This window comes from Spirillospora sp. NPDC047418 (assembly GCF_040643275.1).
Classification (GTDB): domain Bacteria; phylum Actinomycetota; class Actinomycetes; order Streptosporangiales; family Streptosporangiaceae; genus Spirillospora.
Genome location: NZ_JBEYTW010000016.1, coordinates 115,990 through 136,347 on the forward strand (window position 1 = coordinate 115,990; position 20,358 = coordinate 136,347).

Annotated in this window: 20 protein-coding genes; 10 read left to right on the top strand and 10 right to left on the bottom strand. The window is 72.7% G+C overall.

Annotation, left to right across the window (positions count from 1 at the left end):
- Nucleotides 1–4 precede the first annotated feature (4 nt).
- On the bottom strand, nt 5–745 hold the full coding sequence (gene nth / locus ABZ806_RS13380; protein WP_500217266.1) for an endonuclease III: 741 nt from the start codon (nt 743–745) through the stop codon (nt 5–7).
- A gap of 153 nt (nt 746–898) precedes the next feature.
- Here nth and ABZ806_RS13385 point away from each other — a divergent pair, with 153 nt between their 5' ends.
- Nucleotides 899–2,155, top strand: a complete 1,257-nt coding sequence (locus tag ABZ806_RS13385; RefSeq protein ID WP_500217267.1) for a PucR family transcriptional regulator — start codon at nt 899–901, stop codon at nt 2,153–2,155.
- Between the two features lie 13 nt (nt 2,156–2,168).
- Here ABZ806_RS13385 and ABZ806_RS13390 read toward each other — a convergent pair whose 3' ends face one another.
- Complete coding sequence (locus ABZ806_RS13390) at nt 2,169–3,641, bottom strand: sigma-70 family RNA polymerase sigma factor (RefSeq protein ID WP_500217269.1); 1,473 nt, start codon at nt 3,639–3,641, stop codon at nt 2,169–2,171.
- 148 nt (nt 3,642–3,789) lie between these two features.
- Between ABZ806_RS13390 and ABZ806_RS13395 the strand changes: the two genes are divergently transcribed.
- From ABZ806_RS13395 to ABZ806_RS13405, 3 genes are read left to right on the top strand one after another with little or no spacing between them, the layout of a single operon-like run.
- The gene (locus ABZ806_RS13395; RefSeq protein WP_500217271.1) at nt 3,790–4,686 is read left to right on the top strand and encodes an SDR family NAD(P)-dependent oxidoreductase; all 897 of its coding nucleotides are present in this window, start codon (nt 3,790–3,792) and stop codon (nt 4,684–4,686) included.
- Nucleotides 4,683–5,228, top strand: a complete 546-nt coding sequence (locus ABZ806_RS13400; protein WP_500217273.1) for a carboxymuconolactone decarboxylase family protein — start codon at nt 4,683–4,685, stop codon at nt 5,226–5,228. Before ABZ806_RS13395 ends, ABZ806_RS13400 begins: the two co-directional genes overlap by 4 nt.
- Nucleotides 5,229–5,268: 40 nt before the next feature.
- Nucleotides 5,269–6,624, top strand: a complete 1,356-nt coding sequence (locus tag ABZ806_RS13405) for an alpha/beta hydrolase (protein ID WP_500217275.1) — start codon at nt 5,269–5,271, stop codon at nt 6,622–6,624.
- On the opposite strand, the gene ABZ806_RS13410 is transcribed toward ABZ806_RS13405, so the two are convergent.
- On the bottom strand, nt 6,621–7,274 hold the full coding sequence (locus tag ABZ806_RS13410) for a TetR/AcrR family transcriptional regulator (protein WP_500217277.1): 654 nt from the start codon (nt 7,272–7,274) through the stop codon (nt 6,621–6,623). The two genes, ABZ806_RS13405 and ABZ806_RS13410, sit on opposite strands and share 4 nt — an antisense overlap.
- 230 nt (nt 7,275–7,504) lie before the next feature.
- On the opposite strand from ABZ806_RS13410, the gene ABZ806_RS13415 reads away from it, so the two are divergent.
- On the top strand, nt 7,505–8,191 hold the full coding sequence (locus ABZ806_RS13415; protein WP_131935942.1) for a Crp/Fnr family transcriptional regulator: 687 nt from the start codon (nt 7,505–7,507) through the stop codon (nt 8,189–8,191).
- An 88-nt stretch (nt 8,192–8,279) separates the two neighbouring features.
- Here ABZ806_RS13415 and ABZ806_RS13420 read toward each other — a convergent pair whose 3' ends face one another.
- The 5 genes from ABZ806_RS13420 to ABZ806_RS13440 all read right to left on the bottom strand — a co-directional run bounded on the left by ABZ806_RS13420 (nt 8,280) and on the right by ABZ806_RS13440 (nt 11,242).
- Nucleotides 8,280–9,065 (bottom strand): MBL fold metallo-hydrolase, encoded by a 786-nt coding sequence (locus tag ABZ806_RS13420; RefSeq protein ID WP_500217279.1) that lies wholly within the window; start codon nt 9,063–9,065, stop codon nt 8,280–8,282.
- A 135-nt stretch (nt 9,066–9,200) separates the two neighbouring features.
- On the bottom strand, nt 9,201–10,055 hold the full coding sequence (locus ABZ806_RS13425) for an NUDIX hydrolase (RefSeq protein WP_500217281.1): 855 nt from the start codon (nt 10,053–10,055) through the stop codon (nt 9,201–9,203).
- Nucleotides 10,056–10,101: 46 nt separating this feature from the next.
- Nucleotides 10,102–10,563, bottom strand: a complete 462-nt coding sequence (locus tag ABZ806_RS13430; RefSeq protein WP_500217283.1) for a RidA family protein — start codon at nt 10,561–10,563, stop codon at nt 10,102–10,104.
- A 45-nt stretch (nt 10,564–10,608) separates the two neighbouring features.
- Nucleotides 10,609–10,767, bottom strand: coding sequence for a Sp36 family protein (gene sp36 / locus ABZ806_RS13435; RefSeq protein WP_021591512.1), 159 nt, complete (start codon nt 10,765–10,767; stop codon nt 10,609–10,611).
- 73 nt (nt 10,768–10,840) lie between these two features.
- The gene (locus ABZ806_RS13440; RefSeq protein ID WP_500217285.1) at nt 10,841–11,242 is read right to left on the bottom strand and encodes a winged helix-turn-helix transcriptional regulator; all 402 of its coding nucleotides are present in this window, start codon (nt 11,240–11,242) and stop codon (nt 10,841–10,843) included.
- Between the two features lie 130 nt (nt 11,243–11,372).
- On the opposite strand from ABZ806_RS13440, the gene ABZ806_RS13445 reads away from it, so the two are divergent.
- Nucleotides 11,373–12,317 carry an NADP-dependent oxidoreductase gene (locus tag ABZ806_RS13445; RefSeq protein WP_500217287.1) on the top strand — a complete coding sequence of 315 codons (945 nt, stop codon included), beginning with the start codon at nt 11,373–11,375 and terminating at the stop codon, nt 12,315–12,317.
- Nucleotides 12,318–12,375: 58 nt separating this feature from the next.
- Here the strand turns inward: ABZ806_RS13445 and ABZ806_RS13450 are convergent, their stop codons facing one another.
- Nucleotides 12,376–13,416: a slipin family protein gene (locus ABZ806_RS13450; RefSeq protein ID WP_500217289.1), complete on the bottom strand. Its 1,041-nt coding sequence runs from the start codon at nt 13,414–13,416 to the stop codon at nt 12,376–12,378.
- A gap of 245 nt (nt 13,417–13,661) precedes the next feature.
- Here ABZ806_RS13450 and bagA point away from each other — a divergent pair, with 245 nt between their 5' ends.
- The 4 genes from bagA to ABZ806_RS13470 all read left to right on the top strand — a co-directional run bounded on the left by bagA (nt 13,662) and on the right by ABZ806_RS13470 (nt 18,584).
- Entirely contained in the window at nt 13,662–14,657 is a 996-nt protein-coding gene (bagA, locus tag ABZ806_RS13455; protein WP_500217291.1) for an ATPase BagA, read from the top strand.
- Nucleotides 14,658–14,712: 55 nt separating this feature from the next.
- Nucleotides 14,713–15,870 (top strand): ATPase BagB, encoded by a 1,158-nt coding sequence (gene bagB, locus ABZ806_RS13460; protein WP_500217293.1) that lies wholly within the window; start codon nt 14,713–14,715, stop codon nt 15,868–15,870.
- A 321-nt stretch (nt 15,871–16,191) separates the two neighbouring features.
- The gene (locus tag ABZ806_RS13465) at nt 16,192–16,893 is read left to right on the top strand and encodes a YcnI family copper-binding membrane protein (RefSeq protein ID WP_500217294.1); all 702 of its coding nucleotides are present in this window, start codon (nt 16,192–16,194) and stop codon (nt 16,891–16,893) included.
- On the top strand, nt 16,893–18,584 hold the full coding sequence (locus tag ABZ806_RS13470) for a copper resistance CopC/CopD family protein (protein WP_500217296.1): 1,692 nt from the start codon (nt 16,893–16,895) through the stop codon (nt 18,582–18,584). The genes ABZ806_RS13465 and ABZ806_RS13470 overlap by 1 nt, the downstream gene beginning before the upstream one ends.
- A gap of 60 nt (nt 18,585–18,644) precedes the next feature.
- On the opposite strand, the gene ABZ806_RS13475 is transcribed toward ABZ806_RS13470, so the two are convergent.
- A complete protein-coding gene (locus ABZ806_RS13475) occupies nt 18,645–20,042 on the bottom strand; it encodes a hypothetical protein (RefSeq protein ID WP_500217298.1) in 1,398 nt (465 codons plus the stop codon).
- Nucleotides 20,043–20,358 lie beyond the last annotated feature (316 nt).

A 20,358-nucleotide genomic window follows, 5' to 3' on the forward strand; every position in this document is an offset into this window, starting at 1 on the left:
CCCGTCATGAGAACGGCCCCGGTTTGACGAGCTTGCGCGCGGTCTCCTCGTCGGTCGGCCCTTCGCCGAAGGACGGGCACAGCCGGGCGAGCGGGCATGCCCCGCAGGCGGGACGGCGGGCATGGCAGATCCGGCGGCCGTGCCAGATGAGCCTGTGCGACAGCATCGTCCAGTCCTTGCGCGGGATGAGTGCGCCGATCTCCTGTTCGACCTTCACGGGGTCGTCTTCGGTCGTCCAGGCGAAACGCCGTGCGAGACGGCCGAAGTGGGTGTCGACGGTGATTCCGGGGACGTCGAACGCGTTCCCCAGGACGACGTTGGCCGTCTTACGCCCGACCCCGGGCAGCTTGACGAGGTCTTCGAGCCGCCCTGGGACCTCCCCGTCGAACTGGTCGCGCAGTGCCGCGGACAGCCCCATCACCGACTTCGTCTTGGCGCGGAAGAACCCGGTGGGCTTCAGGATCGCCTCGACGTCCTCGGGGTCGGCCGCCGCGAGGTCTTCGGGGGTGGGGTACTTGGAGAACAGCAGGGGCGTCGTCAGGTTCACCCGCATGTCGGTGGTCTGCGCCGACAGGACGGTCGCGACGAGGAGCTCGAACGGGGTCCCGAAGTTCAGCTCGCAGTGCGCGTCCGGGTACGTCTCGGCCAGGATCCGGTTCATCCGGCGCGCACGCCGGACGAGCGCCAGCCGTGACTCGTCCTTCCACTTCCGGGCATGCGCCTTCGGGGTCGCCTCCGTCGCCATACCGGCCAGCCTACGGCGTCCGCACCGCGATCAGGCCGGACGGGCGAGCCGCCCGGCCCGAAGGAGCGGCCCGGACGGAACTTTCCGGCCGAGGCGCGTAATCGGTCCGGGGATGCGCCGTCTCTCCTGCACGTCGTTCCGAAGGAGATCCCCATGTCCGACCTCAGCCAGGTGGTCCGCCTTCCCGTTCGCCGGATCGAGCTCGATCTGTCGTTCGAGGGCGCCGCCCGGATCGCCGAGGATCTCCGTGCGCACGTGCCGGGCATCGCCCGGGAGGGGGCTCGCCGGATCGAGCAGCGGCTGCCGGAGTTCGCGCGGCCGCACGACCCCCGGTACGCCAAGGCGATGCTGCTGGGCGTCGAGTGCGCCATCGGCCACTTCCTGGAGCTGATGGCCGATCCCGGCGCGTCCTCGGCGGAGGTGGTGGAGTTCTGGCGGCAGATCGGCGTCGGGGAGGCCAGCGAGGGCCGGACGCTGGACGCCTGGCAGGCGGCGACCCGGATCGGGACGGGTCTCGCGGTGGAGCAGCTCACCGAGTGCGCCGAGCGGCTCGGCCACCGGACGAGCCCGGCCGTCATCGCGGCGATCGCCAACGCGGCCCTCGACTACCTGAACCAGCTGGCCGCGTTCGTCGCCGAGGGCCACGCGGACGCCGCCGCCCGCGCCGCCGGTGCGCGCCACGAGCACCGGCGGCGGCTGCTGGAACTGCTGCTGGACGGCTCGCCGCGCAAGGAACTGCGCGGCCCGGCGCAGGAGGCGGACTGGGCGCTGCCCCGCACGGTCGCCGCCGTCGCCCTCCGCGAGCGCGGGCCCGACACGCGGCATCCGGCGCTGCCCCCGGACGTCCTGCCGGGCCTGCACCTGGCCGAGCCGTGCCTGATCGTCCCCGACCCGGAGGGCCCCGGCCGCGCCCGGATGCTGGAGAAGCACCTGCACGGCTGGACGGCCGCGATCGGCCCCGCGGTCGCGGTCGCGGACGCGGGCACGTCGCTGCGGCTGGCGCGCGAGGCCCTGGAGCTGGCCTGCCAGGGGCTGATCACCGCCGCGTCGCCGGTGGCCGCCGAGCGGCACATGCCGATCATCGTGATGATGCGGGAGCGGGTGCTGGTCGAGAAGGTGGTCGACCGGCGGCTCGGGCCGCTGCTGCGCGCCCGGCCGGCGCAGCGCTACCGGCTGGCCGAGACGCTGCTGACCTGCCTGGAGTGCGGGTTCAACGCCACGGAGGTGTCGAGCCGCCTGCACCTGCACCCGCAGACCGTCCGGTACCGGCTGCGGCAGCTGGAGGACCTGTTCGGCGACGCGCTCCACACGACGTCCGACCGGCTGGAGCTGCACATGGCGCTGCACGCGTGGCTCACCCTCAACACCGAACCCGCGTCCTCCGCGCGCGACGACGTCAGCTACGGATGAGCGCCCGATGCGGTCAGCCGGCCGCCTCGACGGCCCAGCCCTGGGCCGCCATCCCCGCGTAGGAGGACGGTTTCAACGACACCGGTTTCAGCCCGGACCAGCTCGCCTGCAGGTGGTACCCCTCGCCGTTGCTGAGCTTGTAGACCCCCGGCGCGGTCCGCTCCAGCGTCCAGACCTGGTGCGGGCCGCCGCACGGCGCCATGACCACCGAGTACTCGCTGCCCCCTTCCCACGGGACGCCCGCCGACGCCTCGCCCCGGCTCATGCACTCCCCGGTGGACGAGCTCGTCAGCGTGAAGCCGCCGCCGGTGTTCGTGCGCTTCCACCCGGTCGCCGAGCTGGAGCAGGAACGCTGGACGACCGCCGTCCCGCTCGGCGCCAGGCACGATTGCAGCGTCGTGTTCCGCACCCGGTAGGGACCCCCGCCGGACGCCGTGCCGGCCTCGTCACCGGGCGCCGCGGCGGCCGCGCCGGGAGTCCGGGTCGCGACGGCGTAGTCGGGCTGGCGGACGTCCTGCGGCGCCGACGGCGTCTGGGTAGCGGGCGCGGCGGGCCTCGGCGGGGCGGCCTCCGGCTGCCGGGGCGGCTGCGCGCCGTCGCCGCCGGCGCCGAAGATGATGATCGCGATCCCGGTGGCGACGCCGCCCGCCACGGCGGCGGGCAGCGCCCAGCCCGCCCCGGACCCCGCCGGCGCGAGCGGGCCGAGCGGGCCGAACGGCGCCGACGGCGCGCCCAGCAGCACGGCGCCGACGGGCAGCGCGCGCCGCAGCCGCCCGTTGAGGTCGGTCATCTCCGTCGCCGCGCGCCGGCAGTCGGGGCAGGACTCCAGGTGCCGGCGCAGCGCGCGGGTGCGGCGGCGGCCGGGGCGGCGCACGTTCGCGGCGAGCTGGGCGGTGAACTCCGCGCATTCGGGGCGTCCCCCGGCGCTGGCGGCGAGGAACGCCTGCCGGAGCCCTTCGCGCGCGCGAAACGACAGCTGGGAGACCGCGCCATTCTCCATGCCGAGCAGCTCCGCGACCTGCGCGACGGGCTCGTCCTCGATGACCGTGTACCAGAGGACGGTCTGCCACCGCTCGGGCAGGGAGCGGAACGCGCGCACGAGCGCGTCCAGTTCGTCGACATCAGCGACGGCGCCGTCGTGAGGGCCGCCGTCGGAGGCGGAGGCCCAGTCGGCGACCTGGTCGGTCACGACGGTGCGGCGGTCGCCGCGGGCCCAGTCGGTGGCCGTGTTCCGGACGACGGTGTACAGGTAGGGCCGGCAGGCGTCGCGCGGGCCGCGGCCCTGCCGCATCGCCGCGAACGTCCGGGTGAACGCCTCGCTGGCCAGGTCCTCGGCGAGGTGCTGGTCGCGGACCAGCCCTCGCGCGTAGCGCAGCACCGCCGTGTGGTGGCGCCGGAACAGCTCGTCCGACGCCTGCTCGTCGCCCTCTCCGGCGGCCGCCAGAAGGTCGGCGTCCGGCCGCGCGTCCACGCCCGCTACCACCACGCCATCCAACCCACCGCCCGCATGTCACCACAACCCTCGGAGGTCGCCTGCCACCGCACGAAGAGACGCCGGTTCCGGACAGCGATTACGGGAATTCCCGGGTGAACGTTAAAAAGACGGAGATGTTTATTAATGCTAGAGTCGGAGGATGATCCTTGACTCCTTCCGGTGGGACTCGTCCCCGTGGCCGGCGACGCTCGCCGGACGGCGGGTCCTGATCACCGGCGCGGCGCGGGGCATCGGCGCGGCCCTCGCCGCCCGGCTGCACGAGCGCGGCGCACGCGTCGCCCTCGCCGGCCTGGAACCCGACCTGCTCGCCGCCGTCGCCGCGGACTGCGGATCCGCCCCCTGGTGGACGTGCGACGTGACCGACCGCGGCCGGGTCGAGGAGGTCGCGGCCCTCGCGGCCCGGGAGCTCGGCGGCCTGGACGTGGTCGTGGCCAACGCGGGTGTGGCCGCGCAGATGCCCATCATCGGCGGCGACCCGGCCGTCCTGGAGCAGAGCCTGCGGGTGAACGTGCTGGGCGTCTACAACACGCTCCGGGCGGCCGGCCCGCACATCAGCCATGAGCGCGGTTACGCGCTGGCCGTCGCGTCGCTGGCGGCGGCCGTCCAGGCACCCCTGCTCGGTGCGTACAGCGCGTCCAAGGCGGCGGTCGAGGCGCTGGGCAACACACTCAGGGCCGAGCTGAGGCCGTGGGGCGCGAAGGCCGGCGTCGCCTACTTCGCCGAACTCGACACCGACATGACGCGGCGCGGGTTCGGCACCGAGGCCGCGTCGGCACTGACGAACTCGGGCCGTGCGAGCAACCTCATCTCGGCGGTCACGCCGTTGAAGGTGGGGATCGACGCACTGGAACGCGGGATCGCGCGCCGTTCCAAGCGCGTCGTCGCTCCCTGGTGGGTCGGCGGCGTCCTGCCGGTCCGCATGGTCGCGCAACCGGTCGTCGACGCCGTCACCCAGCGCGGGCTGCGCCACGTTCTGGACATCGCGCGCAAGGAACAGGTCGAACTGACCACTCCGCAACCGGACTCCGACCGGTGACGACGCCGCGCGTCCCCCCGGGCGGCCGCCGCGACGTCGGGGTCGTGAACTGGCTCGTCTGCCGGGCCGCGGGGCTCGTGGCCGGGACCGGCCCGCCCAACCTGTTCCTGACGCTGGCGCGCCGCCGCGGCCTGTTCCACGGCTGGCTGTGGTTCGCCGGGCGGCTCATGCCCGGCGGCACCCTGCCGCGCCGCGAGACCGAACTGGTGATCCTCCGCGTCGCGCACCTGCGCGACTGCCGCTACGAGTTCGACCACCATGTCCGCATCGCCGGCCGCTCCGGCGTGCGCAGGCGGGACGTCGAGCGGGTGAAGGACGGCCCGTCCGCCGAGGGCTGGACGCCGCGCGAGCAGGCGATCCTCGCCGCCGCCGACGGGCTGCACTCCGACCAGGACCTGGACGACGAGACCTGGACACGCCTCCGCGCCCACCTCACCCCGGGCGAGTGCGTGGAGCTGACCACGCTCGTCGCCCACTACGAGATGCTCGCCACCCTGATCACGACCCTGCGCATCCAACCCGACCACCCCCGCCGCCCCTGACCCAACTCGTTTCCCCCATCGAGCCGACGAGGTCACCGTCATGCGCCCAGTTCCCCTCACCGCGGTACTCCTGGCCCTCATCACGGCGTCCGCCGGGCTCGTCGCGCCCGCGCAGGCCGCAGAGCGCGGCGTCCGGTTCACGGACGGCGGCGGCATCCACGTCGTGAAAGTGCGGCGTATCGACGACCGGCAGTACGCTGTGCGGGTGAGCACGGCCGCGCTGGGGCGTGCCGTCGACGTCCGCATCCTGCTGCCGACCGGTTACGAGCGGCGGGCGAGCGCGCGGTACCCGGTCCTCTACCTGTTCCACGGGACGTCCGGACGCGCCTCCGACTGGGTCGACGCGGGCGACGCGGAGAAGACGACCGCCGGACGGCCGCTGATCACCGTCATGCCGGACGCGGGCTTCGACGGCAACGGCGGCGGCTGGTTCACCGACTGGGCCGACCCGAGCACCGAACTCGGGCCGTCGAAGTGGGAGACCTTCCACGTCGGCCAGCTGATCCCGTGGATCGACCGCAACCTGCGCACGGTCGCCCGCCGCGAGGGCAGGGCGGTCGCCGGGCTGTCCCAGGGCGGGTTCGGGGCGATGAGCTACGCGTCCCGGCATCCCGGGCTGTTCGTGTCCGCCGCGTCGTTCTCCGGGGCGCCCGACATCGCCTACGACCCGGTGTCCGCGGTCGGCGCGGCCGCCGTCGTCTCCTACATCGCGGTCGCGCTCGACGGGGTCGGCCCGGACGCGATCTTCGGCAACCGGCTCGCGGACGGGATCAACTGGCGCGGCCACGACCCCGCCAGCCTCGCGACCAACCTGCGCGGCATGCGGATCGCGCTCTACACCGCGACCGGCATCCCCGGGCCGCTCGACCCGCCGGCGCCCGATCCCGCCGCCATCGGCATCGAGGCCCTCACGCACTTCTCCACGGTCAGCTTCCACCGGCGGCTGGACGAGCTGAAGATCCCGAGCCGCTACACCGACTACGTGTTCGGTACCCACACGTTCCCGTACTGGGCGCGTGACCTGCGGCAGCACATCGGCCCGCTGATGCGGACGTTCGCCGACCCGCCGCGTCCGCCCGCGAAGACCTCCTACCGATCGATCGACCGGAACTGGTCGCAGTGGGGCTGGACGGTCGCGCTCAAGCGGCGCAAGGCCCAGGAGTTCAGCGCGCTCTCCAAGGCGTCCAGGACGGGTTTCACGCTGCGGGCCGCTGGAACCGCCACGGTCACGACACCCGCGTCCTACCGTCCGGGCACCCGTGCCGTACTCCGCGTGACGCAGGGCTGGACGCACCGGGTCATCAAGACGACAGCCGGGCCGTCCGGGCGGCTCACTGTCACGCTCCCACGCGCACACAGCGTCACCACCACGCGGGTGAGCATCACCACGCGCTAGTCGGCGTCCAGGGCTCCCGACCGGACGAGCAGGCGCACATGGTCGATGATCGGGGGCCCGATGGCCCGCAACGCCTCCATGTCGCCCGCCGCGATCGCGGGCGTCACCATCGAGCTCACCGCCCCCACGACGACCTGGCAGGCGAACTCGCCCTCCGGCCCGGTCACGCCCATGAGGCCCGCGAGTGCCTCGGCCAGCGCTCGCTGTATCTCGGACCGCTGCCGGATGGCCTCCGGACCGGCCGCGTACACCTCCACCAGGAACAATCGCGCGTACCCCGGTTCGGACGCCAGCGCGTCCAGGTAGGCGGTCACGACCTGCTCGAACCGGGCCGCCGGGTCGCCCTGGCCGCCTCCGGTGTTCCCCACGGCGCCTTCCAGGCGGCGGCTGAGCAGCTCGCTCGCCTTGTCGAACGCGGCCATGAAGCAGTCGAGCTTGGACGAGAACAGCCCGTAGAAGCTCTGCCTGGACACCCGGGCCCGTTTGAGGACGTCCTCAACCGAGGTTCCGACGTATCCTTTCTCCGCCATGGCCTCGGCCATGGCCCCGCAGAGGCGGTCGCGGTGCACCCGCTCGACCTCCGCGCGGGACAGCGCGTGGCGGCCCCGCGGAAGCCGGCGCGGCGTGGGGCCGGACACCGAGCTCTGCATCCGCTCAGGGTAAGGCACGCACGCTACCCGCCTGGCTCGTCCCTTAATCAGGTGATGAGACCGCTGTGATGGCATTCACCCGGTGGTCCGTACACTGGGCAAACGGGACCATGACCGCCGTGGGACGCAGTACCCCCCGGTCCCGCGTTTCGGCGCGCCGTGACCCTGCCTTCACGCACGCGGTGGGACGTACGTCACACTAGTCATGTAGGTGTTCGAGGAGGAGAAGCGTGACCGATCGCGACGTGGACGTTCTGAGCAGAGCCCCGCTCTTCGAGGCCCTCGACGAGCAGGGCGCCAAGGCGCTGCGCGCCAACGTGACCGAGGCGCGGCTCGCGCGCGGTCAGACGCTGTTCAACGAGGGGGAGACCGGGGACCGCCTGTACGTGGTCCTGGAAGGCAAGATCAAGCTGACCCGGACGGCGCCGGACGGGAGGGAGAACCTGCTGAGCGTGCTCGGCCCGAGCGAGATGTTCGGCGAGCTGTCGCTGTTCGACCCGCGCCCCCGGACCGCGAGCGCCATCGCCGTCACCGAGTGCCGCCTCGCCGGGCTCGGCCACGACGACCTGCGGCCCTGGCTCACCGGGCACCCCGAGGTCGCCGTCCAGCTGCTGCGCGCGCTGGCCCAGCGGCTCCGCAAGACCAACGACGTGATGGCCGACCTGGTCTTCACCGACGTCCCCGGCCGCGTCGCCAAGGCGCTGCTCGACCTCGCGGAGCGCTTCGGCCAGCCGTCCGAGGCGGGGCTGCACGTCCACCACGACCTCACCCAGGAGGAACTGGCGCAACTCGTCGGCGCCTCCCGCGAGACGGTCAACAAGGCGCTCGCGGACTTCGCCCAGCGCAACTGGCTGCGCATCGAGGCGCGCGCCGTCGTCATCCTCGACATCGAACGCCTCCGCAAGCGCTCCAAGTAGGCACGCCCGCGTCCAACGCCAGGCGTCCGACGACGCGGCGCTCAGCGTTGGACCCCCGGCGCGCACGGCATCGGCGGCGCCGCCGGGGTCACCGGCGCGAGTCGAGGTAGTCGAGCTGCGCCTGGACGGACCATTCCGCCGCGGGCCACAGCGACCTGTCGACGTCGGCGTAGACGCGTTCGACGACCTCGCGGGCGGTGCGCGCCCCGGCCTCCACGGCCGCCTCGACCTGGGCGAGGCGCTCGCGGCGATGGTCGATGTAGTGGTCGAGGACGGCGATCGGGTCGTCCAGCTTGGGGCCGTGGCCGGGGAGGATTGTGGCGGCCTCGACATCGGCGGAGAACCTGCGGAGCCGGTCCAGGGAGCCGAGGTAGTCGCCGAGGCTGCCCTCCACCACGGTCGTCCCGTACCCGAGCACGGTGTCGCCGGTGAGGACGGCGCCGTCCGCCGGCAGCCAGAAGGTCAGCGAGTCGTCGCTGTGGCCCGGCGTCTCCATGATCCGCAACTCCAGGCCGCCGGTGGTGACGACGTCCCCCTCGGCGAGCCCCTCGTCGCCGAGCCGGTGCTTGGGGTCGAGCGCCCGCACCTTGACCGGGCCTCCGGCCAGTTTCGCGAACTTCCCGGCGCCCGCCGAGTGGTCGGGGTGGCCGTGGGTGAGCAGGACGAGCCCCACCCTCCGGCCCTGCGCCTCGATGACGTCCAGGACGTGCTTGAGGTGCTTGCCGTCCTTCGGCCCGGGATCGACGACGACGGCCTCGTCCGCTCCCGGCTCGGCGATGATCCAGGTGTTCGTGCCGTCCAGGGTCATGGCGGACGGGTTCGGAGCGAGCACGCAGGTCGCCCGTTCGGTACCCATCCCGTCAATCTCGGTCATATCCCCCATCCTGCCCGAGGCCCGGTCGGGGTGCCGGACCGGGTTCCAGCCGAAACGGTCGAGATGCCGCAGCGCCGACGTACCGGCCAGCCGCCACATGAGGGCCTGGGAGCGGGGCATTCCGTGCGGCACGGGTCAGCCCAGCCCGTAGTGCCGTCCGACGCCGTCCGGCAGGACGAGGTACGCCTCGCCGTCGATGATCTCCGCGGTCGGCTCGTGCACGACGATCTCGCGCGGCGCGGCCAGCACGTCCGCGACCGTGTCGAACCCGGCCAGCTCCGCCAGCGTCGCGATCGTCGGCGGCAGCATCATCCACTCGCCCTTCTCCGCGCGCTCGGCCGCCTCCGCCGGGCGTACCCAGGCGACCTGGTCGGCCTCGGTGCTGACGTCCCGCGCCCGCTGCCCCGGCGGCATCGCGGCGACGAAGAAGCGGGTGTCGTAGCGCTTCGGCTCGATCGCCGGGGTGATCCAGTGCGCCCACGGGCGCAGCAGGTCGGCGCGCAGGACGAGCCCGCGCCGGTCCAGGAACCCGCCGAACGACTGGGAGCGGTCCAGCAGCGCCTGCCGGTCGGCCTCCCACTCGTCGCCGCGCGTGTCGTCGACGACGGTGTCGGAGGTCGGCCCGGCGAGCAGGACGAGCGTCTCCTCGAACGTCTCGCGGACCGCCGCGCACACCAGCTCGCGGGCCACCGTCTCGTCCGCCTTGAACGCCGAACCCCACGCGGCGGGCGCCGGACCGCACCACGCCAGCTCGGCCTCGCCGTCGCGCGGATCGACCGACCCGCCCGGGAACACGTAGGCGCCGGGCGCGAACGCCATCGACCGGACGCGGCGCAGCATGAACGCCTGCAGGCCGTGCTCGTCGTGGTCGCGGAGCACGACGACGGTCGCCGCATGCCGGGCGGGGACGGGCTCGGCCCGGCCCGCCCGGATGTCCTCGATCCGATCCCGGAAGCTCTCCGGCAGCTTCAGCCCGTGCACAGTGCTCATGGCGTGTCATTCGGACATACCGAATGGCATTCCGTCAAGCCTGGTCCTACCGGACCTCGGCGATGAGCTCCACCTCGACGGGCACGTCCCGGGGCAGGACGGCGACGCCCACGGCGCTGCGCGCGTGCTTGCCCGCGTCCCCGAACACCTCGGCCAGCAGGTCGCTCGCCCCGTTGACCACCTGCGGCTGCCCGGTGAAGTCCGGGGCACTGGCGACGAACCCGACGACCTTCACGATCCGGACGACCTGCGACAGCTCGCCGACCTCCGCCTTCAGCGCCGCGATCGCGTTCAGCGCGCAGATCCGCGCCTGCTTCGCCGCCTCCTCCGCGCTGACCTCCGCGCCCACCTTCCCGGTGGCGCCCAGCTCGCCCTTCACCAGCGGGATCTGGCCCGCCGTGTAGACCAGCGAGCCCGTCCGGGCCGTCGCGACGTACGACGCGACCGGCGGGACGACGTCCGGCAGCTCGATCCCCAGTTCCCGCAGCCGCTCTTCGGGCGTGCTCATGACCACTCCTCCTCGTTGAGGGCGTTCGCCGTTAGGGGCGGTTCGCTACGACTGGACTTCGCGCTTGAAGTAGGCCACCAGGTTCTCCGGGTTCGGCCCCGGCAGGACGGTGACGAGCTCCCACCCGTCCTGCCCCCAGTTGTCAAGGATCTGCTTGGTCGCGTGCACCAGCAGCGGAACGGTCGCGTACTCCCACTTCTTCATGGCAGTCACCCTAGCGATGACCCCACTGGAACCCCGTTCGAGCCCGCCTTTCGCCGACCGCCCGGACGTCCGGTCAGGCCGAGGCCGCGTCGTGGTGCGCGCGGGCGGCGTGGACGCCGTCGATGTGCTGGTTCGCCCAGTCGATCATCGTGGCGATGAGCGGGACGATCCGGTCGCCGAGCGGCGTCAGCGCGTACTCGACCTGAACCGGGACGGACGGCGTGACCGTCCGCGCCACGAAGCCGTCCCGCTCGAGGGAGCGCAGCGTCTGCGTGAGCATCTTCGCGCTGACGCCCGGCATGGCCCGGCCCACCTCGGCGTACCTGCGCGGGCCCGCCGCCAGCTCCCAGAGGATCATCGTGCTCCACTGCCTGCCGACGATGCCCAGCAGCTGGTTCATCGGGCACGTCTCCATGAAGGCGCCGAACGCCGCCCTCTCCTGCTCGCGGCGCTGCGCCGCCGTCATCGTGGCCATGCTGGGGCTCACCTCCGGGTGCCGAACGCACCCGGAAGTAACTTCTTCCGGCCGCGCGCTGTTCCGGCGACAGTGATCAGTGCGGGGGTTCTCCCCGCGACACCCACGCCGTTTCACGAGGAGTTCCGGCATGCGCGCGATCATCGTCAAGGCACCCGGCGGACCGGACGCACTGGAGGAGGCCGATGTCCCGGAGCCCGCCCCGGGACCGGGCCAGGTACGGATCAGGCTGGCCGCCGCCGCGGTCAACCCGGTCGACGCGGCCGTCCGTGCGGGAGCCCTGGCCGCCGCCGGGCTGATGTCCTTCGACGCACGGCCTGCGTTCGGCATCGGCATGGACGTCGCCGGCACGATCGACGCGGTCGGCCCCGGCGTCGCGGGGCACGCACCCGGCGACCAGGTCATCGGCCTGCAGGACCGGCTGGACGTGCCGCTGGCCGGCTACGCGGAGAAGATCGTCCTCGACGCGTCCGCCGTCGCCCGCGCACCCCGCTCGGCCTCCCCGGCCGAGGCGGCGACGCTGCCGCTCAACGGCCTCACGGCCCTGCAGGCACTCGACCTCCTCGACCTGCCGTCCGGGGCGACGCTGCTGGTCACGGGTGCGGCCGGCGCCGTCGGCGGCTACGCCGTCGAACTCGCCGCGCACCGCGGGCTCCGCGTCGTCGCCGCCGCCTCCGCGGCGGACGAGACGCTGGTGCGGGGCCTCGGCGCGGAGATGTTCGTGCCCCGCGGCGCCCACCTCGCGGACGCGGTCCGGCCGCTCGTCCCCGGCGGCGTCGACGGGGCCGTGGACGCCGCCCTCCTCGCCGCGCCGGCGCTCGACGCCGTCCGCAACGGCGGGACGTTCGCGGCCGTCAACGGCGGCCCGGCCATCCCGGTGCCGCTGCGCGGGATCACCGTCCGCAGCGCGTGGATCCGCGCCGACGCCGCCCAGCTCGCCGCGCTCGTCGAGCTGGTGGACCAGGGCCGGCTGACGCTCCGTGTGGCCGACACGCTCCCGCTGGCGGAAGCCCGCAAGGCGCACGCCCGCCTGGAGTCCGGTGCCCTCCGGGGCCGGCTGGTCCTGATCCCCTGACCTTGGCCGGTCCGGCCTCCGGCGCCGCCGGGTGCGACCGGCGGCCCCGGGCCGGAGGTCAGCTCTGCCGTTCTCCGGGCTGCGGACCGGTCCCGGGGTCACCGCTCGTGATGCCGCGCGGGTCGCCGGACGGCGACTCGCCGGACTGCGAGGACTCGCGCTTCGGCTCGTCCAGGCCGATGACCGGCGGGACGTTCTCCGCCGACGCCAGCGTCGACGGCTGCTCCGCCGCCTTGGCGAGCTCCTGCTCGGCCTTGGCGAGCCGCTCCCCGAGGTCGAGCTTGTCGCCGCCGCCGTCCCCGGAGGATCCGGAGCCGCCCGCGACCTTGTCGAAGAACCGCAGGATCTCGACCGGCAGCGGCATGACCAGCGTGCTGTTCTTCTCGGCCGACACCTCCACGACCGTCTGCAGCAGACGCAGCTGGAGGGCCGCCGGGTCCTGCGACATGATCTCCGCGGCGGCGGCGAGGCGCTTGGACGCCTGGAACTCGCCGTCCGCGGTGATGATGCGGGCGCGGCGCTCGCGCTCCGCCTCGGCCTCCCGGGCCATCGACCGCTTCATCCCCTCGGGCAGCGAGACGTCCTTGATCTCGACCCGCTCGATCAGGATGCCCCACGGCCCCTCGGTGATCTCGTCGATGATCACCCGCAGCCGGGCGTTGATCTTCTCGCGCTCGCCGAGCAGCTCCTGCATGTCGGCCTGGCCGATGACCGACCGCAGCGACGTCTGCGCCACCTGCGAGATCGCGTACCCGTAGTTGTGGACGTTCACGATCGCCTTCACCGAGTCGACCACCCGGAAATAGACGACCGCGTCGACGCGGACGCTCACGTTGTCCTGGGTGATGCCGTCCTGCGCCGGCACACCCATCGTGATCGTCTGCTGGCTGACCTTCTGCAATCGCTCGACGATCGGCACGATCGCGGTCAGGCCGGGCTGGCGCACGGCGCCGGGACGCAGTTGCCCGCCCCGCTGCACCTGGCCGAACCGGAACACGATCCCGTTCTCGAACTGCTGTACGACGCGGATCGACGACGCCAGGACGATGAGCCCCCCGACGACGACGATCAGCACAATGATGAGGGCCACCGCTTCCATCACGGCCACCTTTCTCACGTGGGCGGCCAGCGCCCGGGGGTCACCCGGACACCGGCTGAACTCCGGACCCGCGAAGATCCGGACGGAACCGCCCGTGGACGGCTCACGTTTCCCAGCTAACCGCGCGGGCACGCCCGTGTACAACGCTCGCACCGATGATCTTGCGGGGAACCGTGTCAGGGATCACTTGCACAGGGGCGGGCGCCCTCTGAAGTGTTTGCCGAGTGAACGATATGGTCGATCGGGTGAGCGCGAGAGACACCGACTGGGACGGCGTACGCCTCCATGTGGTCACCGGGAAGGGCGGCACGGGCAAGACGACCGTCGCCGCGGCCCTCGCCCTTGCCCTGGCCGCCGGCGGACGCAAGGTCCTGCTCGTCGAGGTCGAAGGGCGGCAGGGCATCGCCCAGCTCTTCGACTGCCCGCCCCTCCCGTACGAGGAGCGCCGCGTCGCGGTCGCCCCGGACGGCGGGGACGTGTACGCGCTCGCCATCGACACCGAAGAGGCGCTCATCGAGTACCTCGAGATGTTCTACAACCTCAAGCGCGCCGGAAAGGCGATGACCAAGCTCGGCATCGTCGACTTCGTCACCACCATCGCCCCCGGCCTGCGCGACGTCATCCTCACCGGCAAGACCTCCGAATCGGTGCGCCGCAAGAGGAAGAACGGGTCCTTCATCTACGACGCCGTCGTCATGGACGCCCCGCCCACCGGCCGCATCACCAAGTTCCTCAACGTGAACGACGAAGTGTCCGGTCTCGCCAAGGTCGGCCCCGTCCGGAACCACGCCGACACCGTCATGAAGGTCGTCCGCAGCCCGGAGACCGCCGTACACTTCGTGACCCTCCTTGAGGAGATGCCCGTCCAGGAGACGATGGACGGCATCCGCGACCTCACTGCGGTCGGCCTCCCGATCGGCGGCGTCATCGTCAACATGGAGCACGAGCCCGTCCTCGGCGAGGACGACCTCACCGCGGCCGCCGCCGGCACCCTCGACACCGACGAGATCGTCCGCGGCGTGAAGGCCGCCGGGCTGGAGCACGACGCGGAGCAGATCGCCGCCGTCCTCGCCGCCGAGGCCACCGACCACGCCCGCCGCACCGCCCTGCAGCGCCGGGAGAAGGAACGCCTCGACTCGGTCGACCATCCCCGCTACACCCTCCCGATGCTCTCGGACGGCATGGACCTGGCCGGCCTCTACGACCTGGCCGCCGCCCTCCGCGCCCAGGGCGCCGCATGACCCCGCCGCCCTCCGCGCCCAGGAGCCGCATGACCGCCGCGGCAGAGGTGAATCGATGAGCCCGATCAGCAAGACCCCTCCCGCCCTGGACGTCGACGCGCTGCTCGACGACCCGCGCACGAAGATCATCGTGTGCTGCGGGTCGGGCGGTGTCGGGAAGACGACCACGGCCGCCGCGCTCGGGGTCCGCGCCGCCGAGCGGGGGCGCGACGTCGTCGTCCTCACCGTCGACCCGGCGCGCCGGCTCGCCCAGTCGATGGGCCTGTCGGAGCTCGACAACAGCCCCCGCAAGATCGAGGTCGGCGGCGACGGCGAGCTGCACGCCATGATGCTCGACATGAAGCGCACCTTCGACGAGATCGTCGAGGCGCACGCCGACCCGGACCGGGCGAAGCAGATCCTCGCCAACCCCTTCTACCAGTCGCTGTCGTCCAGCCTGTCGGGCACGCAGGAGTACATGGCGATGGAGAAGCTCGGGCAGCTGCACCGCTCCGGCGCCTGGGACCTCATCATCGTGGACACGCCGCCGTCCCGGAACGCCCTGGACTTCCTGGACGCCCCCGAGCGCATGGGCCGCTTCCTCGACGGCCGCTTCATGAAGATCCTCGCCGCGCCGGCCAAGACCGGCGGCCGCTTCGGCGTCAAGGTGATCAGCGCCGGGTTCGGCATGTTCACCGGGGCGATCAACAAGGTCCTCGGCGTCCAGCTGCTGCGGGACGTGCAGACGTTCGTCGCCGCGTTCGACACGATGTTCGGCGGGTTCCGGGAGCGGGCCGAGAAGACGTTCAAGCTCCTGCAGACCCCCGGAACCGCGTTCCTCGTCGTCGCCGCCCCCGAGCCGGACGCGCTGCGCGAGGCGTCCTACTTCGTCGAGCGCCTCGCCGAGGAGCGCATGCCGCTCGCCGGGCTCGTCGTGAACCGCGTCCACGAGTCCGCGGCCGACGGGCTGTCGGCGGCGCGCAGCCAGGCCGCCGCCGAGACCCTTGAGGAACGCGGCGAGCACGCGCTGACCGCGGCGCTGCTCCGGTTGCACACCGACCGCATGCATCTGGCGGCCCGCGAGGAGCGCCTGCGCGACCACTTCGCGTCCACGCACCCGACCGTCCCGGTCACGGCGGTCCCCGCCCAGGCCGAGGACGTCCACGACCTGGACGGCCTGCGCCTGGTCGGCGAAGACCTCGCCGCCCCCACCTCGGCCTCGCCCGCCGCCTGACCCGTCCGGGCATTCCTGTCCGGTTTCCCGCGTCGTGCCCCACGCTCGGCCCGCCTAGTGCCCGCCGCACCCCTGGCCCGGCCTGCGGCCGACGGCGGCCTGGCTGTAGCGCCGCCAAAACCACGCGAGTAGTGAAAAACCTGCCCTCGGTCGGCAGGGCGACTAGACGCGACCAACGCCGCCGCATCTGCAACCCCATTTGACCAGGGAAAATGGTGCATAACTTGCATTTTGCGGCGTACTACCTGTAAAAACGAGATCATTCGTGAAAAATAGCAGTCACCGCCCCCGTGCCATGCCGCACCTCCCCCTGGAGGCACCATGCCCGCCCCGTCCATCCTCGGCCGCGCCCTGATCACCGGCTCGATCACCGCCACCGCGCTGCTCACGGCGCTGTCCTCGACCGCGTTCGCGCACGTGACCATCGATCCGAGCACGGCCGAGCCCGGCGGCTACGGGGCCATCACCGTGCGGGTCCCCAACGAGAAGCCCGACGCCGACACCACCAAGGTGGAGCTGTTCCTGCCCGCCGACCACCCGATCGCCTCCGTGCTCGTCCAGCCCACCCCCGGCTGGAAGGTCGAGACCACCGTCGACAAGCTGGACAAGCCGATCAAGACCGGCGAGCGGGAGGTGACCGAGGCGGTCACGAAGATCGTCTGGTCCGGCGGGAAGATCGCCCCGAGGCAGTTCCAGCAGTTCGGCGTCTCGCTCGGCCCGCTGCCCACCGGCACCCCCAAGCTGTACTTCAAGGCGCTGCAGACCTACACCGACGCCTCCGGCGAAACGGACGTCGTCCGGTGGATCGACATACCGAGCGGCGCAGAGAAGCCCGAGCATCCCGCGCCGTCGCTCACCCTGGCCGAGCAGGCCGCTCCGGCGACCGCGCCCGCCGCCGCGGTGAGCGAGACCGACGACGATGGCGGCGTCACGGCGTCCACCGTCCTCGGCGGCGCCGCACTCCTGGTCGCGCTGCTCGCGCTGGCCACCGGGATTTTCGCCCGCCGGCGGCCGTCGCACTGATGAACCGCCCGCTCCTGCTGCGGCCCGTCGCTCTCGCGCCGGCGCTCGTCGCGCTCGCCCTCACCGCGCTCGCCTTCCTGGCCGCTCCCGCGGACGCGCACACGATGCTGCGCTCCTCCACCCCCGCCGACGGCGAGGTCGTGTCCGGGGCACCGGCGCGCGTGAGCCTGACCTTCACCGAGCCGGTACGCCCGGTCCCCGGCGGCATCCGGGTGCTCAGCCCCGCCGGTCAGGACGTGGGCGGGGACGTATCGGAGGAGGGCTCCACCGTCACCGTGACCGTGCGCCCGCCGAGCGCCTCGGACGCCGGGCAGGGCACGTACACGGTGAGCTGGCGGGTGGTCTCGGCCGATTCCCATCCGGTCGCGGGCGCCTTCACCTTCGCGGTCGGCCACCCGAGCGCCGCCCAGGCCGGCGGAGGCGACGGCGGCGGGGCCGCGGACGAAGTCCGGACCGTGGCGGTACTGCGCACCGTCGCGCACTTCCTGGGGTACGCGGGTTTCGCGATGCTCGCCGGCGTGGCGGCCTTCTGCGCCTACGGCTTCCGCAAGGGCCCTGAAGTGCGGGGGGTGCGATGGGTGATGGCCGCGGGTTGGGCGGCGCTGGTCACCGGCACACTCGGCGCCCTGCTGCTGTACACGCCGTACGTCAACGGGACGGGTCTGGCGTCGGCGTTCCGTCCGGCCTCGCTGCGTGCGGCGGTGCTCGATCCGGCCGGTCGCGCGATCGCGGTCCAGACGGTCATCGCGGTTCTGTCGCCCCTGCTCCTGCACCGGGCGTGGGCGCGGCTGCCCGTGTCGAACAACAGGCAGCGGCTGGTATTCGGGGCCTGCGCCGCGGTGGCGGCCGCCGCCCTCGCGGCGACCTGGCCGCTGTCCGGGCACGCCGTCGCGGGCCCGCATCCGCTGCTCACCACGCTGGCGGGCACCGCGCACGTGTGCGCGATGGGGCTGTGGGTGGGCGGCCTGATCGCGCTCGCGGTGATCGTGCGGGGCCGCGCCGACGATCCGGCGGCGGTCACCGCGGCCGCGCGGTTCTCGTGGGTCGCGGCGGGCTGCGTCGGCGTGCTCGCGCTCAGCGGGCTGCACCAGGCCCGCCTGCGGGTCGAGACCCCGGAGGCGCTCACGACGACCGGCTACGGGAGAACGCTGCTCGTCAAACTCGCGCTCGTCGCCGGTGTGCTGGCGGTCGCCTTCTTCTCCCGGCGCGTGCTGCTGCGGCGCAGGACCGCGGCCGTGCCGGTCCGGCTGGGCCGCCTGGTGGCCGTGGAGACGGCCGGGACGCTGGCCGTCATCATGGTGACCGCACCGCTGGTGTCGATGCAGCCCGCCGGGACGGCGTACGCCGCCAAACCGGTCACGCTGACCACCGCGTTCGACACCGGCGGGCCGGCCGGGTCCGGCGCCCTCGTGATCCGCATGCCCAACCGGGCGCGCGGCCTCACCGGCTCGACCGTCGGCATCCGGGACGGCTCCGGCAAGCCGATGGACGTGGCCGCGCTGGACATCACGTGGACGCAACCCGACCGGCGCATCGGGCCGATCGGCGCACAGGTCGAACGGCTCGCCACCGGCCGCTACTCGGCCCGCACGCCGCCGCTCACCGCAGCCGGACGCTGGCTGATCTCGGTGACCGTCCGGACCGGCGAGATCGACCAGACCGAGGTCCGGCTGACACAGACGCTCCGCTGAGTTCCGCGGCCGTGGCGTCCGGCCCGGGCCGTGATCCTGAGCCGCACCGAGGTCTCGGACCTACTTGGCGGGCTTGGGAACGTAGAGGCGGATGTCGTCCACGTACGCTTCGCCCTCGTAGTAGTTCAGGTGCGGGTCGCCGATGATGAAGGAGTCCGGGTAGGCCGAGCCCTTGGGCCAGGAGTGCTCCGTGACGTACGTCCCGGCGGGGCCCTTGTGGACGAGCCGGCGGTCGAAGCGTCCGTCGTACTCGCCCGGAGTCTGGTTGTAGTGCCAGATCGGACGCCCGTCCTCCACGAAGTCGTGGTGGACGCGCAGCGTGGCCTGCCCGATGTGCAGGAACGGGCCGCTCATTTCGAGCGTGTACCCGGTGGCGTCCCGCTCCACGGCGAACCGGTAGGCGGCCTTCGGCATGAGCTCCGGCCGGATCTCGGCGCTCGCCAGGTGCTCCTTGAACCGGCCGCCCGGCCCGTAGGGCTTGTCCATGGACACGTTCCCGCAGGCCGTCTTGATGTAGTACTCGTTGCTGATGTTGTTGTTGGCGGCCTCGCGGAACTTGTCGCCGCGCACGAAGAGCGCGTTGATGCCGTTGAAGGTGCCGTCGAACGTCCGGTAGATCTTGCCCGTCTTCGGGTTGCAGGTCCCGGCGTTCTTCCAGCGGGCGTCGTCGCTGTAGTAGCCGTCCATGATGACCTTGCGGCGGTAGTGGATGCCGGGGTTGCCGTGCGGCGCCGGGGTCGCGTAGTCGAGGATCGTCAGGTAGTAGAACCCGTTCTCCTTCGTCACGTCCGGGTACTCGCAGCGGGTCTTGCCGGGTAGCGCGCCCGTGAACATCCACGGGTAACGGGTCTTGCACGGCTCGCGCGTGTAGCCGTTGTGCCTGCCGTTGTAGTCGAACGTGCCGTGCCGCTTGCCGCCGAAGTCGATGCCGCGCAGCGTCATCTCCACGCGGTAGCGCGGCGGCAGCGGGCGGGTGGGGCGGATCAGCACCCCGGCGTCCCAGCTGGGCTCGGAGATCCGCGCCGCCTTCTGACCGCCCGGCAGGGACGCGCTGGACACGCCCGGACGCGAGTCGGGACGCCCGTCCCGGTCCTTGTCGACGGCGGCGACCTCGGCGGTCAGCCAGCCGTCCCGCCCGAACGCGACGCGTTTGCGAAACACGTTGAGGGTGTCGAGCTGCTTCTCGAACAGCGGCCCGCTCATCTTCTTCCAGGCTTCGCCGTCGTCGTCGAACGCGTCGACGTTCCACGGACTGCGCGACCCCTGCGGGTCGAGGCGCCACGGTGCGCCGTCGATGTGCAGCGGCCGGTCGAAGTTCTCCTGGGCCATCAGGACCCAGGGCCCGGTGCGGCCCGGCGTGGTTCCGGCGGCCGCCGGGCGGCCCGCGGCCGGCCAGCCCGCCGCTCCCACGGCGGCCACTCCCGCCGCCGCGGCGGTGATCTTCCAGCGTCCCGTCAAGACATGCCCCCCAGGTCCGGTGAACGCGAGCGCGCCGCATCCCCAAGATCGGCGCATGCGCACGGACCCTACGGTGATCACGCCTCCGACCAGGGACGATGCGCCATTCGCCAGCGCATTCCCGACCATTCCTTGACGGAACCGCGAACAGGGAGCCGGGCAGAACGTGCAGGGGGCCAGGCGGAAAATCCGGGCAGAACGTCTGGACAGAACGTCCGGGTAGACGAGACGTGGGGGGGGGGGGGGGCCCCCCCGCGGCCCGGGGGGGCGGCCGGCGCGCCGGCGCCCACCAACGCGCGGGGGCGCCCCCCCCAGC